Origin of the sequence: Paraburkholderia caribensis, from assembly GCF_002902945.1 — a bacterium.
GTDB lineage: Bacteria > Pseudomonadota > Gammaproteobacteria > Burkholderiales > Burkholderiaceae > Paraburkholderia > Paraburkholderia caribensis.
The window spans coordinates 1,783,807-1,799,743 of the sequence record NZ_CP026102.1 but is presented as its reverse complement, the minus strand read 5'-3'; the positions used below and the strand labels follow the sequence as shown (position 1 = coordinate 1,799,743).

At 59.7% G+C, this 15,937-nt stretch carries 12 protein-coding genes and 2 pseudogenes; 9 read left to right on the top strand and 5 right to left on the bottom strand.

Annotation, left to right across the window (positions count from 1 at the left end):
- Positions 1-367: 367 nt before the first annotated feature.
- A complete protein-coding gene (locus C2L66_RS24560; RefSeq protein ID WP_060605998.1) occupies positions 368-1,702 on the top strand; it encodes a sensor histidine kinase in 1,335 nt (444 codons plus the stop codon).
- Here C2L66_RS24560 and C2L66_RS24555 read toward each other — a convergent pair.
- Complete coding sequence (locus C2L66_RS24555) at positions 1,699-2,970, bottom strand: phthiocerol/phthiodiolone dimycocerosyl transferase family protein (protein WP_060606001.1); 1,272 nt, start codon at positions 2,968-2,970, stop codon at positions 1,699-1,701. The two genes, C2L66_RS24560 and C2L66_RS24555, sit on opposite strands and share 4 nt — an antisense overlap.
- 462 nt (positions 2,971-3,432) lie before the next feature.
- On the opposite strand from C2L66_RS24555, the gene C2L66_RS24550 reads away from it, so the two are divergent.
- From C2L66_RS24550 to istB, 7 genes and pseudogenes are all read left to right on the top strand, one after another.
- Entirely contained in the window at positions 3,433-3,900 is a 468-nt protein-coding gene (locus C2L66_RS24550) for a cupin domain-containing protein (protein ID WP_060606004.1), read from the top strand.
- 127 nt (positions 3,901-4,027) lie between these two features.
- On the top strand, positions 4,028-4,426 hold the full coding sequence (locus tag C2L66_RS24545; protein WP_197496851.1) for a hypothetical protein: 399 nt from the start codon (positions 4,028-4,030) through the stop codon (positions 4,424-4,426).
- Complete coding sequence (locus C2L66_RS24540; RefSeq protein ID WP_060606015.1) at positions 4,423-4,782, top strand: hypothetical protein; 360 nt, start codon at positions 4,423-4,425, stop codon at positions 4,780-4,782. Before C2L66_RS24545 ends, C2L66_RS24540 begins: the two co-directional genes overlap by 4 nt.
- A 191-nt stretch (positions 4,783-4,973) precedes the next feature.
- Positions 4,974-6,521 carry a benzoylformate decarboxylase gene (gene mdlC, locus C2L66_RS24535; protein ID WP_233444972.1) on the top strand — a complete coding sequence of 516 codons (1,548 nt, stop codon included), beginning with the start codon at positions 4,974-4,976 and terminating at the stop codon, positions 6,519-6,521.
- A 330-nt stretch (positions 6,522-6,851) separates the two neighbouring features.
- Positions 6,852-7,736: pseudogene (locus C2L66_RS24530) on the top strand (transposase); the annotation flags it as partial.
- A gap of 112 nt (positions 7,737-7,848) precedes the next feature.
- A pseudogene (gene istA, locus C2L66_RS24525) lies at positions 7,849-9,365 on the top strand (IS21 family transposase).
- On the top strand, positions 9,355-10,164 hold the full coding sequence (istB, locus tag C2L66_RS24520; RefSeq protein WP_060606021.1) for an IS21-like element helper ATPase IstB: 810 nt from the start codon (positions 9,355-9,357) through the stop codon (positions 10,162-10,164). Before istA ends, istB begins: the two are co-directional and overlap by 11 nt.
- Before the next feature lie 64 nt (positions 10,165-10,228).
- On the opposite strand, the gene C2L66_RS24515 is transcribed toward istB, so the two are convergent.
- Positions 10,229-10,465, bottom strand: coding sequence for a hypothetical protein (locus C2L66_RS24515; protein WP_060606024.1), 237 nt, complete (start codon positions 10,463-10,465; stop codon positions 10,229-10,231).
- A 2-nt stretch (positions 10,466-10,467) separates the two neighbouring features.
- Here C2L66_RS24515 and C2L66_RS24510 point away from each other — a divergent pair, with 2 nt between their 5' ends.
- On the top strand, positions 10,468-11,424 hold the full coding sequence (locus tag C2L66_RS24510) for a TnsD family Tn7-like transposition protein (protein WP_082670438.1): 957 nt from the start codon (positions 10,468-10,470) through the stop codon (positions 11,422-11,424).
- 451 nt (positions 11,425-11,875) lie between these two features.
- Here C2L66_RS24510 and C2L66_RS24505 read toward each other — a convergent pair whose 3' ends face one another.
- The 3 genes from C2L66_RS24505 to C2L66_RS24495 are packed head-to-tail and all read right to left on the bottom strand — an operon-like array spanning position 11,876 to position 15,926.
- Positions 11,876-14,140 (bottom strand): xanthine dehydrogenase family protein molybdopterin-binding subunit, encoded by a 2,265-nt coding sequence (locus C2L66_RS24505; protein WP_060606029.1) that lies wholly within the window; start codon positions 14,138-14,140, stop codon positions 11,876-11,878.
- Positions 14,137-14,649, bottom strand: coding sequence for a (2Fe-2S)-binding protein (locus C2L66_RS24500; RefSeq protein ID WP_054930576.1), 513 nt, complete (start codon positions 14,647-14,649; stop codon positions 14,137-14,139). The genes C2L66_RS24505 and C2L66_RS24500 overlap by 4 nt, the downstream gene beginning before the upstream one ends.
- Positions 14,646-15,926: a cytochrome c gene (locus C2L66_RS24495; protein ID WP_060606032.1), complete on the bottom strand. Its 1,281-nt coding sequence runs from the start codon at positions 15,924-15,926 to the stop codon at positions 14,646-14,648. Before C2L66_RS24495 ends, C2L66_RS24500 begins: the two co-directional genes overlap by 4 nt.
- Positions 15,927-15,937: the final 11 nt, after the last annotated feature.

Genomic DNA, 15,937 nt, shown 5'->3' with positions numbered 1-15,937 from the left:
TGCTTTCTTCACAGCTTGACCATCGTGCGATTCGCGCGTATTGCGCGAGCTGCTACGGCGGCACAGGCTCGAACGGACGGGCGGTCCTCGAACGAATCCTCGCGCGCAGGCGCGGCACGTCAGTGTAGCGTGCGCTGAGGACGGTCCCACGGTTCAAGCAGGCATGTCGAGCCCGTTGTCAGATAACCTGAATCGGCGCACGATCTCGCGTGCGAGCTATGTCCCCTTATTATGCACTGAGAGTGCTGGACGAGTTTGGCCGGCCAGCGCTGAAAGCGCGCGCGGATACCTGCAGTACTTTCGTCGCGTATGACGCAGATCCCGTCATAACCGTATGCGCACGACTAACAGGCCGGAGTTTCGCGCCATGAAATCGTTGAAGAGCCGGATCATCGGAACATTAATCGTACTGTTCGCCGTCGTCGGACTCGCCGATGCCGGCGCGTCGTACTGGCTTACGATGAGACACATCGACGAACTGCTTGATGTTCATCTGCAGGGCGCGGCGGTATGGCTTGCCGCTGGCAAGGTGGGCACGATCGGCACGAATGGCCCGCCGCAGCATTCGATCGACGGCTTCGTCGGGCAGATATGGAAACAGGGACTCTCCACGCCGACCGACAATACCGACCCCGAAGTCATATTCAACAGGAACGCACCAGGCGGCTATTCGGTTGAGCGGATCAACGGTCATCGCTATCGGATATACACGCTGAGGAAGAGTGCGGATGATCTGACCTATCAGGTCGGCCAGCCCGTGGCGTTTCGCGAGCAGTCCGCAGGACGCGCGGCGCTCGAGAGTCTGGTACCCACATTTTTCCTGATCCTGCTGGTATGGTTTGCGATCCCGATGGTCGTCAACACCGCATTCGCTTCGCTGGAACGTGCGAGTTCAGATGCCGAAGCCGTTGGCATTGGCCACCTGACGCCGCTCGACATATCGCACGCACCTGAAGAGGTGAAGCCGTTCGCCGATTCGATCAACAGGATGATTGCGCGCTTGCAGATCGGCATCGAAGGAGAGAAGCGTTTCATCGCCGACGCGGCACATGAACTGCGTACACCGATTGCCGTTTTGCAACTGCGTATCGATAACCTGGAAAATGCACCCGATGCGACCGCGCGCGCCGAGCGCACGCGCGAGTTGCGCGAAGCGATCGTCCGCACTGCGACGATGATCCGGCAGCTTCTCGAGCTCGCACGTGCCGATGCGCAACGTGATCCCGATGCGGTCGACGACGCAATCGACTTGCGCCAGATGGTTCAGACGCTGGTTGCCGATCTGCTGCCCGTCTCGGATGCCCGCTTGATCGACCTGGGTGTGAAGCGCTTCGAAGCCGTGCACCTGCATGCGCACGCTGGAGAACTGCGCATGGCAGTGCGCAACCTGATCGAGAACGCGCTGCGCTACACGCCTGCGGGTGGATGCATCGACATCGACGTATTTGCGGATGCGACGAATGCTGTCGTCCGTATCACTGATACCGGACCCGGAATTCCGGAGGACGCGCTCGACCGCGTATTCGACCGCTTCTTCCGGTTGAAATCTGAAACGGTCGAAGGCACGGGGCTGGGCCTGTCGATCGTGAAGTCAGTGGTCGAGAAACACGGTGGTTCGATTTCGCTGGAAAACCGTCGCGACGGCCAGAGCGGGCTGATCGCGACACTCGTCTTGCCGTTGCGCCCGTCGCCCGGAAACTAACTGGACTGGCACGCGGCGAGCAGCCTGCTCACTGCCTGTTCAGAGATGGCCCGCATAATGGCGGGATCAATGAACTCTTCAACATAGACCGTGTTCGCGATCAGTGTTCCGTCATAGACCGCGATCGAGACGTTGGGGAACGTTTTCGTCCACCCTAACGCAAATTCAAAGCCTGTCACGCTCAGCTTCTGCGTCGGCCAGTGAAAGTCGATCCTCTGCATGTCGGAGATATTGAGCGCAACGGGCGGCTGTTTCGTGCTGCCATACGAGTTCGGATAATTGAGGTAGTCGTGAAAGACAAGCCCATTGTGCACACCTTCGTGAATTTCATGAAAAACGTACTTTGCGATGTCGAACAGCGGCTGGTCGAGATCGGGAATGGAGCTGATGTGTCCCGTGATGGCCGTAAAGACGAGTTCCGTGGAGACAGGTGGCTCAAGCCTGCGGCGCATGTCGAGGTTCGACCGCATCAGGATCTGGCGTGGGCTACCCAGGGTTAGGTCGCGAATCGAAAGGGCAAACGCGGCGAGAATGAGTGAATGGACGGAAGAACCGTGCGCATGTGCTGCCGCGCTGATCCGATGCATGTCGTCCGCGCAGATCACGGTGCGCTCCAGACGATGTGTCAAGGACCGGCCCGCGGGTAGTGCACGCATCGGGATTTCTGCGAATGCCCCGGAAAAGGACGGCGGAGTGCAGAGGTGGTCTGCCTGCAGCGAAGCCAGGCTTTGACTTACGGCTGCATCCACCGGGTTCGGAAAGGGCTGCACCCGCAGGGTCGGCGCGACCCCGCGGACGACGCAATCGCAGAAATGCGCGAGACACGAATGCAGTTCGACCAGGGAGGTTGCATCCGTAATTGCATGCGCGCTATGAATAAAAACTTCGAGCGCATCATCTCCGGCGATAACGTGGATACTGTAAACGCTGACCCGCGTATCCAGTTCGGCGTTCAACAGCTTCGCATAGACATCATCGGCGGAATACATATCGGAAGGCAGCCAGGCTTTGACCGGCGAAGAGTCTACTGCCCGTTCCACGAATTGCCCGTCCTCGACGACCGCACGAAGAATGCCGTAGCGCGATTCCAGGTATGACACAGCCGTATCGAACTGGTCTCTCGTGACCGTTCCGGCGATGCTGCTTCGACTCACCACGTTCGTGCGCGTTTCGATGTATGTCAGTTCCGTCGGCGAAGCTTGGCGGTAAACGCGTCTCGCAGGGGCCACTCGGGCAAGCGAAGTCTGTTCGTAGTCGAGCGTTTCCATTACCGGCTCCTGAAAAGAATTGCAGTGGAAAAAGGCGGTGTCACCAGTCAGGCAATCGCAATCGCGGGATTCCCTGTCCAGATCATCGTGTTCGCGAGCGAATGCGCGGATTTCATGGAACGCGACCGGGGACTTTGCCTGTTCACGGACTCATGCGTCAGTGCTGTGCATCGTAAGAGCCCGGAGTTAGCCCTGAATTAGTCAGACGTAAGCGGACGACGATCGCTCTCGTGACAGCGAGTGCGCGACGCACCGGTTGGCCCCACACGGACGTCGCAGGTGACCAGGTCTGATCGAAAATGGGCGTTTCGGGTGTTTCATAAACGATGCATGACTCGAAGACGGCGACGCGTTAAGGGTGACTGAGACACGGCGGGGTGCGCGAACGCTGCTCCTCATTCCTGGCTAATTCCCATCGCGCAAAATGCATCCATCGCAGCGGTGAACAGAGGAGACAACGTCATGACATTCCGACTATCAACCACCCGGACGGACGATCCATCCATCAAGGTTCCTGCCATTGGGCTAGAGCTTCGCTTGTGCATGGAGCCGTCGACGAGCGGCAATCAACTGACGATGATCGAGACATGCAATGCGCCGGGGTTTGGTCCTCCATTTCACAGGCATGCCGAGACCGAGATTTTTCATGTGCTCGAAGGACGTTACCTGTTCGAGGTCGAGGGAAAACGATTCGTCGCAAACGTCGGCGATACGATCACCGTGCCAGGCGGTGTACCACACGGCTTTGTCAACCTCGACGACCGCCCTTCGCGGCAACTGGTTCTGATCGTCCCTGGTCTTGACGCCAAAGCCTTCTTCACCGAGTTGGGCGATGTGATGAAGGCGGGCCGGCCCGACGCCGCGCTGCTGACAGCATTCGCCGGGAAATGGGGCGTTGACTTCCTGGGACCGCCCCTTCGTCGCCCCTGACCGGGTACGGCGAGAGAGATCGCTGCGCGTGCAACGTCCTCTGAATGGTTGGGACGGTCAAATTGGTGATGATTGACAAAGCTCAAGGATTTCGGCCCGTCGGGTGAGAGGATGTCAGGAGGATGTGTTGCCCGATGTGCATCATGAAGGTCGTCGGATTTTGACGGAGGTGGCTGTGCGACTCAAGACAGAAAAGGCAGGTGGTGTGACGCTGGAACGCCGGCTGGTCGAGCTTGCGTGGACATATCCTGATTTTGCCGAAATGCTGGAGCGCGATCCCCGGCGAGCGTTGAAAACCGTTGGGGTGGAGGTATCGCCTGATGTGAAGATCGACATCCGGCAACAGCGGCCCGATACGCTTTACTTCGTAATTCCGCCACTTGCGGCGCGACAGGAAGATGCCCGGACCGTAATCAATCAGATGGATTTGTGGCAGAGCGGCGAGCTGTTCTGCTGGATCATGCCGCAGACTCTGAAGCTGGAACTGTTGCGCATGCGCCAAAGTTTCCGGAGGAACAACCAATGAACGACGGGCACGATATTTTCACCGCGCACTATTGCACGCTGCGGCGCGATCCGGCAGCGCGTAGCCGACTGATTGACGATCCCGTCGGGGGACTGAGGGAGTACTTCGGCTCGATGCCCGCCGGCGATTACCGTATCGAAGTCGTGCCGCAGGAGCCGGATACGATCACGATCCTGCTGCCGGCTCGGCCGGCCACTGGCGAGATTGACCCGGCGACGATCGATGCCGTGAGCCGCCGGATCTACGACATTCTGTTTACGGATGGTATCGGCGGTTATCTGATTCCCGATGAGGCGCTCACCTGGGTGTTGCGGGACATGCGCTCGGCTTGGGCGGCATCGGCGGAGGACAAGTAGAAGCCGGTATCCGCGACGGGCCGCGCCCCGTTCTGTCTTCCTCCGCGGCCGAAGGTGCACGTCCGGCCTATTGGCGATCAGCGTATTTCAACGCCGATCCAATCGCATTTGGGTGCTATCAGCACGAGGTAAAACCAATGACGAGTGTTCGCGACTGTACCTATAGGCTCCTGCGTCAACATGGCATCACGATGGTCTTCGGGAACCCCGGATCGAACGAGTTACCCTTTCTCAGTGAGTTCCCGTCGGACTTCCAATACTACCTCGCGCTGCACGAGGGCGTCGCAGTTGCGATGGCAGACGGCTATGCGCAAGCAACGGGCAAGCCAGCGCTCGTCAATCTGCACTCCGCCGCCGGAACCGGCAACGGGATGGGCGCCCTTGCCAATGCATGTAACTCCCATTCGCCGCTCATCGTGCTGGCTGGACAGCAGACGAGGGCGATGAGCGGCATCGAACCATTGCTGACCAATCTGGATGCGACGGTTTTGCCACGGCCGTTGGTCAAATGGAGTCAGGAGCCAGCCACGGCCAGGGACGTGCCGCTCGCCATCAACCGTGGGATGCACATGGCGTCGCTGCCGCCGTCCGGCCCGGTCTTTCTGTCTGTGCCTTATGACGACTGGACGGCCGAGGTAGATCCTCGATCTGAAGCACTGATTGGGCGTCAGGTATGTGCAGCGGGATCGCTCGATGCTACCTCGCTTGACGGTCTTGTCAAACGTTTGTGCGAAGCAGCAAGTCCCGTTCTGGTGCTGGGTGCCGATGTCGATGCCTGCAAAGCGAATGGCTTTGCCATCCAACTCGCGGAGAAGCTCGGAGCCCCTGTGTGGATTGCACCTTCCGCCGGGCGCTGTCCATTCCCCACCAGCCATCCCTGCTTTCGAGGACCGCTTGCCGCCGGGATCGCGAGTCTGTCCGCCGCGTTGAAGGGGCACGACCTGATCGTGGTATTTGGTGCGCCCGTATTTCGCTATCACCAGTACGAGCCGGGTGATTTTTTACCCGATGGTGCGCAACTTGTCGCGATCGTCGGGGATCCACAGGAAGCCGCACGCGCGCCAATCGGCGACGCTTTTGTTGGCGATGTGCGTGCGGTTCTCGAAGCGCTAACTGAACGAGTCCCCAGCATGGGCCGCCCTTTGCCGGCCCCAGCTCCGAGACCGTCGCGAGCCGCTGACGTGGCCGGGCGCCCCGACATGCTGACGGCCGGCGGTGTCTTTGACATCGTTGACGAGATTGCGCCAGCGGGCACCATTTACGTGAACGAAGCGCCATCGGTGACTTCTGTCCTTTGGGAGCGGCTGCGTCTTGAACATCAGGGTAGCTATTACTTCGCCAGTGCCGGTGGACTCGGATTCGGCATGCCGGCGGCGCTCGGCGTGCAACTCGCTGCCCCGTCCCGTCGGGTCATCGCGATCATCGGTGACGGTTCGGCAAACTACAGTATCACTGCTCTCTGGACGGCGGCACAGTATAAGATCCCCGTCATATTTCTGATCATGAAGAACGGGAGCTATGGCGCGCTGCGCTGGTTTGCGAACGTGCTGAAGGTCGATAACGTGCCGGGGCTAGATGTGCCGGACATCGACTTCGTCGCGCTCGCAAAAGGCTACGGCGTGCACGCGGTGCAAGCGGACACGTCCGATCGGCTCAGGCACGCATTGTCGGCCGCGTTGACGTCGAATGCCCCGATGTTGATCGAGGTCCCTACGGTGCTGGACGCCCCGGCCACGTAAACCTGATTGCTTGTGCTTGATCGGTTCGCGTCGAAATACCGGGTTTCCGTGTCGGCGTTTCATTACGCACCGCAACTTCAGGCTGGACAGGCCGGCTGAATGTGCCTGCTCGAACCAATCGGACGACGGCTATGTATTCGAAAGCCGCCCTTTCCGATCGTAATTCCGTCAACGGCAGAGAAGGGTCGACTAGGGAAGTTCGGCGATCAGCCGGGGGGCCGTTTGTCGTCAGCCGACGGATATCCGGGCTCGGCCGATTCTGTTGAAAAACTCCCCGCCAAATCGAATTTTGGCTATCCTGGAAGACATTGATCGACGGGGGTGAACGTCATGATGGGTCAACAAGGTGGTGGTCAGGACAAACTCTTCTACGCCTTCAACCTTGATGACCATGTTCCGCGCACGCACCTGTTGCGCGGTATTGATCGCTACTTCGACCTCGATGGACTTCGCGAGCACCTCGCACCGCACTACAGCCACACCGGTCGGCCTTCTATCGATCCTGAGCTCATGATCCGCATGCTGATTGTGGGCTACTGCTTCGGCATTCGCTCCGAACGACGTCTGTGCGAAGAGGTACATCTCAACCTTGCCTACCGCTGGTTCTGTCGCCTTGGCCTGGAAGACGCAGTCCCCGATCACTCGACGTTCTCCAAGAATCGACACGGACGATTCCGCGACAGCGAAGCATTGCGGCACGTCTTCGAATCTGTCCTGCGTCGCTGTATGAGCGAAGGACTTGTTGAAGGTGAAGGCTTCGCCGTCGATGCGAGCGTGGTCAAGGCGGACGCAAATCGTGCTCGCGGAGTACCTGGAACAGAAGTCATCGACTGGCGTCAGGGCGACAGTCCGAGCCGGGCGGCGCAAGAGTATTTAAGTGCGCTGGAGGAAGCGAACCCTGCGCCATCCGATGACGTGGAGTCCGCCACACCGCCAAAACGAATCTCGCTAACCGATCCAGCCACACGCTACACCGCCGCGCCAGGTGGACCAGCGTTCTTCGCATACTCAACAAACTATTTGATTGACCTGCACGCGGGGATCATCGTCGATGTTGAGGCTACACCTGCACACAGAACGCAGGAGGGGGAATCCACCAAGACGATGGTCGATAGGGTTGAACAGCGCTTCGCACTCAAACCCAAGCGTCTGGTCGGTGACACTGCCTACGGAACAGGGGCGATGCTTGCGTGGATGGTTCAGGAGAAAGGCATCGTGTTGATACGCGGATAAAACTGACCCACTTCCGCTAGAAATTTGCATCGAAAATTGACCCACATGTTCAACTTCCTGCTTGGACGCCAGGCAGGAGAACGGAGTGATAACCGTGAGCATGTTGGCCAAGATTCGGCGGATGCATTTCCGCGACGGCGTCCCGCTTCGGGACATTGCGAGACAAACGGGGCTCTCGAGGAACACTATCCGCCGGTGGCTGCGCGAACCATCGACGGGCGAGCCGAAATACGCCAAACGCGTCAATAGCAGCGTCATCGACCCGTGGTCGGAGCAACTGCGGCTATGGTTGGTCGCGGACACGAGGCGACCCCGGCGAGAGCGCCGGTCCGCGACCCAGATGTACGAGGATTTGCGAGCTGCCGGCTACGATGGCAGCTATGACCGCGTCTCCGCATTCGTGCGCAACTGGAAGAAGGAGCGCGATCGGGGGCGCAGCGCGGCGCGTTCGTGCCGCTCACCTTCGAATACGGCGAAGCATTCCAGTTCGACTGGAGTTGCGAGTACGTGTTTCTCGGCGGGCTCAGGCGACGGGTTGAAGTCGCTCACATGAAGCTCGCTGCCAGTCGGGCATTCTGGCTGGTCGCCTATCCGACGCAAAGTCACGAGATGCTGTTTGATGCCCACGCGCGAGCGTTCGTCGCGCTAGGTGGCGTTCCCCGACGCGGCATCTACGACAACATGAAGACCGCCGTCGACAAGGTTGGTCCGGGCAAGAAGCGAGCTATCAATGCGCGCTTCCACGCGATGTGCGGCCACTATCTGTTCGAGCCTGAGTTCTGCAACCGCGCGGCTGGCTGGGAAAAGGGCATCGTCGAAAAGAATGTCCAGGACCGTCGTCGGCAGATTTGGCACGACGCAGTGAGCATTCGGTGGGAGTCACTTGAGGTCCTGAACATATGGCTGGCCGAGCGGTGCCATCAGGCGTGGAAGCAATTGCGACATCCCCAGTGGCCGGAACTAAGCGTCGAAGATGCGCTGCTGGATGAACGTCCGAGGTTAATGCAGATACCGAAGCCGTTCGATGGCTACATCGAGAAGCCTGTACGCGTTTCGCCAACGAGCCTGGTGCATCTCGACCGGAACCGTTATGGCGTGCCCACCGAATATGCGCACCAAATCGTCAGCCTCCGTTGCTACCCGACCTACATCAGCCTTGTGGCGGACGGCATCGAGATTGCCCGCCACCCGCGCAGCTTCGACCGTTATCAAACCTTCTACGACTGGCGGCATTACATCACTCTGGTTGAGCGGAAACTCGGGTCTCTACGGAACGGGGCACCGTTTCTGACGATGCCTGAGCCGATGCAGCGTCTGCAGAAGCACTTGCTGAAGCAGGCTGGCGGCGACCGCGTGATGGTACAGGTGCTCGCGGCGACGCCCATTCATGGTCTGGAGGCAGTGCTGGTTGCCGTCGAGCTGGCGCTAGAGTCAGGACGGCCGAGCGGCGAGCATGTTCTGAACATCCTCGCTCGACTCAAAAGCCCTGCAGCACGCTCAGGCGATGTAGTCAGGACAGCCATCACGCTCAACGTCGAACCGCTTGCAGACGTTCGCCGCTATGAGCGACTTCGCGTCATGCGTAACGAGGAGGACGGTCATGTCGAATGAAACCGCTGCACTTCTCAAATCGTTGAAGCTTCACGGAATGGCGCAAGCGTGGCCCGAACTGGTTGCGCAGGCGCGTCACAACGACTTCGACCCGGAGCAATTCATGCAGATGCTGCTGAAGGCAGAGACAGCTGAGCGGCAGGTCCGGTCAATCAACTATCAGATGGCCGCTGCGCGCTTCCCTGCACACCGTGACCTTGCCGGGTTCGACTTCGAGCAGGCAAGCGTCGATGAAGCGCTCGTTCGCGAACTCCACACAGTCCGGTTCTGCGAATCCGCGCAGAACATCGTGTTCATTGGCGGCCCGGGCACAGGAAAGACGCACCTCGCGACGTCCATCGGTATCGAAGCTATACAGAACCACGGAAAACGAGTTCGATTCTTTACCACTGTTGAGCTTGTGAACCAGCTTGAGGCCGAGAAGGCCGCCGGCAAGCCCGGGCAACTCGCAAATCGCCTGATGTATGTCGATGCCATCGTTCTGGACGAACTCGGCTATCTCCCATTCACTCAAACGGGCGGCGCACTGCTGTTTCACCTGTTCTCGAAACTTTACGAGCACACGAGCATTCTCGTCACGACCAATCTAAGCTTCACCGAATGGTCCAACGTGTTCGGCGACGCAAAGATGACGACCGCGCTGCTCGACCGACTTACGCACCACTGCCACATAGTCGAAACGGGTAACGATTCGTGGCGCTTCAAAAACAGCACGGCGGGGCAGCCCGCTTCGCGGGCTGCAACCCGAAAAAGCCCACCCAAACGGCAAAAAGAGGAGGAAATCGACGCACCGGATTGACGTTGCAGCACATCCAAGGTGGGTCAATTTTAGATGCAAAAAGTGCGTCAGATTCCGGTGCAAATCAACACTCGGCTATTTCCAGGTAGCGCAACAGTGGCTGGTATATATGATTGAAAACCGCGTCGGTCTTGCGTAGCTTGTCATGCCATGAGTCGATCGCATGTGCCAGTTCTTGCAGGTCTGTATCTCCACCACCCGTAAATGTCCAGTCACGATATCGGATCCATAACTCGATATATTCCCGAAGAAACTGATCTTGAGGAGCCGATTCCAACCTAAGACGGATATCGTCACCCATTCATGTTCATCGCAGGAGAGTCATTTCTCGAACATTGCATCGAATTGCCTGGATCGTATTTGCCAGGGATTCGGCATGAAAGTCCAACTTACTCAGACGAGAGGGAGATCGTTTCTGCAGTTTTGGGACCGAATTCGTGTACAGGTGCGTTACATCGACCTGCTGATGTTTTCAACGTTTCGCCAACGTGTAGAGGCGCATGGAGGCTCGTGTGTACGTGCGGGATAGCATATAGAGCGTTGAAAACAACTGCACATGTCCCCAAAAAATTGAGACCGACCTCGTATGGGCCACGCTATCGTAGTCGATTTCGTGCGTTGGTCAGTAGAGGGGCGAGTATCGATCGTGCGGCACAAGAGCTCCATCTGGATCCAACTACCGCGCGGTATTGGGCGCAACAGGAAAAGCTGGGAAATCTCAAAATGTTGCCCCAGCAAGAAGTCAGAAAATTGCGCTCGACGTGGCGCCGACTGGTTGAGAATATTTCATCGAAAAAACGCATCACCGCCGCGGTCGAAGCCAATTCAAAGGTATATGCGGCCCTGTTGAAAAATGACCGTGATTGGCTGCTCACGTTTAATCGACGCCATCGGTCGCGCCAGCCGTGCAGGGTGTATGAACCGACCTCCGACGAGATTCGCTACGCGTGTCGCCAGCTGATGTTAATTGAGCCACCGATCAGAGCGACTAAGAGCGCCATTCTTGATCGAGGAGGCTTTCGGCAAGTAAGGACTCCGAGTCAATCTTTTTCGGCCGTTTTGGCGGAAGTGGAGGAATGCCAGCAGGCCTATCGCGAACGTGTCATTTCTTGGCTCGTCACTTTGGCATCGGAACAACGGTTGGGTGACTGCGACGAAGCCATACACATGGCCGGGTTGCGGCGCACGAGATTTACCACCAGCCAGCGGCAGCGAATTCGTGAAATCGAGCTGTTGGTTCACTTCACGAGCCAGTGTTGACCCTAATCGGGACGGTTAGGGCGTCGATTGCTGCAGTGCGTCACAATTTTGCTATGACCCTTGTTATTGCCGCAGTCATATTGCCGTTGGCACATACCTCCCGCGGACTTTGCGTTCTTGAATCCGATGCGATCTCGAGACTAGAGATAACTGACGCAAACTTTAAATATGTCCCACGCGTGGAACATCAACGGCGATAACCGCGTTTCGATGGATTTTCGCCGCAGACTTTGATGTATCTCCATAATTTGTTGGGGCACGACAAAGTCTGCGGAGGCTGCCCAGTTATACCGATCTGTTTGTAGCTGCAGCCAGACGCCCGCCGACTTATCCTCGCGATGCCCCGTCGCCTTACATTCGCAGGAAAAACGGCGAACCGGGATGGCTCGCCGTTTTTTCGTCGTGAGGAATCACGCGACTCGCGTCGACCGCGTGACCACCGCCGAGCGCGTTACGCGTCGATCAGCTCCCGCAATCTGTCGCCGGCCAGCGGCATGTCGCGCAGCCGCTTGCCGGTTGCGTCGAACAACGCGTTGGCGAGCGCGCCAGCCGTCGGGCCCATAGACGCCTCGGCCGCGCCAAGAAACGGCGCACCCGGACGATCGATCAAATGCACGTTGATGCTACGCGGCGCCGCGGAGTAGCGCAGGACGGGATAAGTGCTCCAGTCGAAGCTGCGGATTCTCGATGTATCGAACTTGAGTTCTTCATAAAGCGTCCAGCTTGCGGCCTGAACGACGCCCCCTTCGATCTGGTTGCGAATCCCATCCGGATTGACGATCTGCCCCGAGTCCACCGCCACTTCGGCGTGCTCCAGCACCACCTGGCCGGTCTCGGGCACGACGGATACCTCAATGGCCATGGCCACATACGCCATAAGATTCTTGTACTTGCCGAACGCAAATCCGACGCCATGATTGCGCTTGCGCGTCCGTCTCGGCCAGCCGAATTTTCGCGCGGCAAGCTGGATGACATCGCGTGCACGCGGGTCCTGCATATGCTTTAACCGGAACGCCACCGGGTCGGCGCCGCTGGCCGCTGCCAGTTCATCCATGATGGCTTCGATTGAGAACACATTCATATGCGCACCGAGGGAGCGCATTGCCGAGGTGTGCAAAGGCATCGTCGGCGAGAAGTTGTTCATGATGTGCATATTCGGAATCGAGTACAGCGGAATGGCGTTGCGGTCGCCACCGCCTTCTGGCTGCACCATCGGCACCGAGGGCGCAGGCACGAACGGCTTCTCCAGCATCTGGGCGGGAATCAGGCGCCCGGCGTTGACGATCCGCTCGTTGTGAGAGCTGCTCCACAGCGCGTAATTCCAGTCCACGATCTTGCCGGTTGCGTCGAGCGAAGCACTGACTTCCGTGACCATCGCTGGCGTGTAGTGATCCCACGTATGCTCTGTCTCGCGCATCCATTGCACACGCACGGGCGCACCTTCGATTTCGTGGGCGATGAGCGTGGCGTGGGCAGCGACGTCGTCCGCGCCGTTGTGACCGTAGCAGCCTGACCCTTCGACGTGAATGCAGCGGATCTTGTCCTTCGGCATCGACATCATTTCGGCGAGCCCGTCGCGCAGCGGATACACCCCTTGCGAATGCGTCCAGACGGTCATCTCGCCGTCCTTGTACAACGCGACGGCGGCGGATGGGCCAATCGAGCCATGCATCATGTAGCGCTTCGTGTATTTCGCGCTCAATGTCTTCACTGCCGCGCCAGCCGGCTGATGCGTGTTAGCGATTTCGATGTGCTGGGTGGAGATCTGCTTGAGGTCGCGGTGCACCGTGGCGGGATCGGGCAATGCGCGGCCAGGCGTCCACTTGCAGCCTGCCGACAATGCGCGATGCGCCTGCACCGCCTGCCATTCGACTCTCGCGACCACGGCAAGCATGCTGCCGTTGCGGACCACCTTGACCACACCCGGCATTTTCAGCACTTCGTCGGTATTGGTGTCCAGCAGCCTCGCCTCGTAGACGGGAGGCATCACGACGCGCGCGTGCAGCATGCCCGGCATCATCATGTCGTGAACATAGCTCGCGCCGCCCGTCACCTTGGCGGGAATATCGACACGTGGCAGCGAGGTGCCGATCATGTCGAAGCTGGCCGGGTTTTTCAGCGGAGAAGTCGGCGTGGCGACGCGATGCAGATCGACGAGTCCGACTGCTTCGCCATACGTCATGCTGCGGCCGTCCGGCGTCTTGATGACCGCGTTGTGCGCGACCAGCTGCTTGCTGTCTACGCCGAAGTGTTTCGCGGCCGCGTCGACCAGCAGGCCGCGAACCTGGGCGGCCGCATTGAGCAGCGCACTGCCGCTATCGGCCATCGTGTGGCTGCCGGCCGTGAGCCCTTCATCGGGCGAGACGCCTGTGTCGGCCGTCAGGAATGTGATCAGCGAGGGCGCCATGTCCAGCTCTTCTGCCGCCACTTGCAGCAGCGCGGTGCGCACACCCGTGCCGAGTTCGACCTTGCCCGTATAGACGGTCACTTTGCCCGCCGCATCGATCTTGATCCAGGCGTCGAGATAAGGGTTGGTTTTCAGGCTGCCGGCGAGTGCCTGGGTTGCCTTCCCGATGTGGACGGCGGCGCCTTCATCGGCGATCACTTCCTGCGCCATGGCGCTGACGCCGGGGAACATGCTGAAGCTCACCACCAGCGCGCCGGACAGCATGAAGCGGCGGCGTCCCTCGTCGATCTTGTCGTCCGTATCACTCATTGCGCGCCTCCGAGGCTCGCTATCTCCATGGGTTCGTTGGAGAGCGTGTCGCCAGCCGGCAGGTGCGCGACCTCGCGAATCGCGGCAAGAATTCGCAGATGGGTGCCGCAACGGCAGAGGTTCGGTTCCATATGTTCGAGTATTTCGCGCTCTGTCGGCCGCGGGTTGCGATCGAGCAGGGCCTGGGCGCGCATGATCATCCCGGCGATGCAATAACCGCACTGCGCCGCCTGGTGATCGATAAACGACTTCTGCAACGCACTGGGATGCTCGATCGTGCCGAGGCCTTCGACCGTGCGCACCGCGCGTTTGCCGATCGCCGATACGGGAATCAGGCACGAGAAGACAGCCTTGTCGCCCACGATCACCGTGCAGGCGCCGCATTGTCCGAGTCCGCAGCCGAACTTTGCGCCATGCAGATGCAGGTCGTTTCGTAGCGCATACAACAAGGGCGTCGACGGATCGATATCGAGGTTATGCTGCACGCCGTTGACGGTAAGAGTGATCATCGCGCGTCGTTCTCCTTTCTGATTGTTGCGACCGACCGTTCAACGTCTTTCCACGGATCGTGCTGCGAATAGGCCGCGCGGATGTAGGACGTCAGATCGGCGATTTGCTGGTCGCTGTAGACCTCGCTGAAGCCCGGCATGTAGTTAATCGAATCTTCGCCATGCCAGTTGATGCCGCCGAGAATCATCTGGATCGCGTTGCGCGGCGTCGCGGCATTGACAGCAGTGCTGAACGCGAGCGTCGGGCGCCCACCAATCGACTGCATGGGCGAGTGGGGACCGTGGCATTGCGCGCATGACGCCGCGAACAGCGCCGCACCCCGTTTTGCCTCGGGGGGCAGCGCAGCAGTCGGCGCGGGTGCATTCGGCGGCGTTGGCTGAGGCTTCTGAATCGACAGGATGTAAGTGGCGATCGCCTGCACGTCTTCTTCCGGTACGGTGGCGAGATCGCGCGTAACTGGCAGCATCGGGCCCGCGGCGGCGCCGTGCTCGCTGGCGCGTCCGGTGCGCAGATAGGTGACGAGTTGCGCCTGGGTCCAGGGCTTTGGAGCGGCGCCGAGCGCATTGAGCGCAGGCGCGTCCCAGCCGTCCACGACGCCACCATCGAATGCCTGGCCGTGCTTTTCGCCGCCGATCAGGTTGAGCGGCGAGTGGCACGAGGCGCAATGTCCGAGTCCGTCTACCAGGAGCTTGCCGCGGTTCCACTGCGCGTCGTGTGAGGCGTCCGCCACCTCTGCGCCAGGATGCAGGAACAACACATTCCAGAACGCGAGCAAGGGCCTGAAGTTCAGCGGGAAGATCAGTTCGTTCGCGGGCGCGGTTGCCTTGACGGGCTCCCGCGTCATCAGGTATGCGTAGGCCGCCGAGATGTCACTGTCCGACATGCGGGTGAAGTGAATATACGGAAACGCGGGATAGAGCAGGTGGCCATCGCGAGCCACGCCGTAACGTATCGCGCGCGTGAAGGCCTCGAGCGACCAGCCGCCGATACCCGTGTCGACATCGGGCGTGATATTGGTTGCATAGATGGTGCCGAAGGGCGTGGCGAGTGGCAGGCCACCGGCGAAGGGCTGGCCGCCTTTCGCGGTGTGGCACACAACGCAGTCGCCAAGCGCCACGACACGCGCACCGGCGAGCCGTGACTGCGCGTCGAACGACGAAGCCGGGGGCGGACTGATCGGCGCGATGGCAGGCTTCCACATGAGCGCCAGAGCGGCAACCAGCACGACCACGACGACCAGGCCTCCTCCCCACAGCAATCTGGGCTTGAGAGTCATTCACGCACCTT

Bases quoted from the DNA above. Each gene is read 5' to 3' on its own strand.
- C2L66_RS24540 (WP_060606015.1), top strand. From the start codon at position 4,423: ATGAACGACGGGCACGATATTTTCACCGCGCACTATTGCACGCTGCGG.
- istB (WP_060606021.1), top strand. From the start codon at position 9,355: ATGTCGAATGAAACCGCTGCACTTCTCAAATCGTTGAAGCTTCACGGA.
- C2L66_RS24505 (WP_060606029.1), bottom strand. From the start codon at position 14,140: ATGAGTGATACGGACGACAAGATCGACGAGGGACGCCGCCGCTTCATG.
- C2L66_RS24495 (WP_060606032.1), bottom strand. From the start codon at position 15,926: ATGACTCTCAAGCCCAGATTGCTGTGGGGAGGAGGCCTGGTCGTCGTG.
- C2L66_RS24550 (WP_060606004.1), top strand. From the start codon at position 3,433: ATGACATTCCGACTATCAACCACCCGGACGGACGATCCATCCATCAAG.
- C2L66_RS24515 (WP_060606024.1), bottom strand. From the start codon at position 10,465: ATGGGTGACGATATCCGTCTTAGGTTGGAATCGGCTCCTCAAGATCAG.
- mdlC (WP_233444972.1), top strand. From the start codon at position 4,974: ATGGTCTTCGGGAACCCCGGATCGAACGAGTTACCCTTTCTCAGTGAG.
- C2L66_RS24510 (WP_082670438.1), top strand. From the start codon at position 10,468: ATGTTCATCGCAGGAGAGTCATTTCTCGAACATTGCATCGAATTGCCT.
- C2L66_RS24555 (WP_060606001.1), bottom strand. From the start codon at position 2,970: ATGGAAACGCTCGACTACGAACAGACTTCGCTTGCCCGAGTGGCCCCT.
- C2L66_RS24560 (WP_060605998.1), top strand. From the start codon at position 368: ATGAAATCGTTGAAGAGCCGGATCATCGGAACATTAATCGTACTGTTC.
- C2L66_RS24500 (WP_054930576.1), bottom strand. From the start codon at position 14,649: ATGATCACTCTTACCGTCAACGGCGTGCAGCATAACCTCGATATCGAT.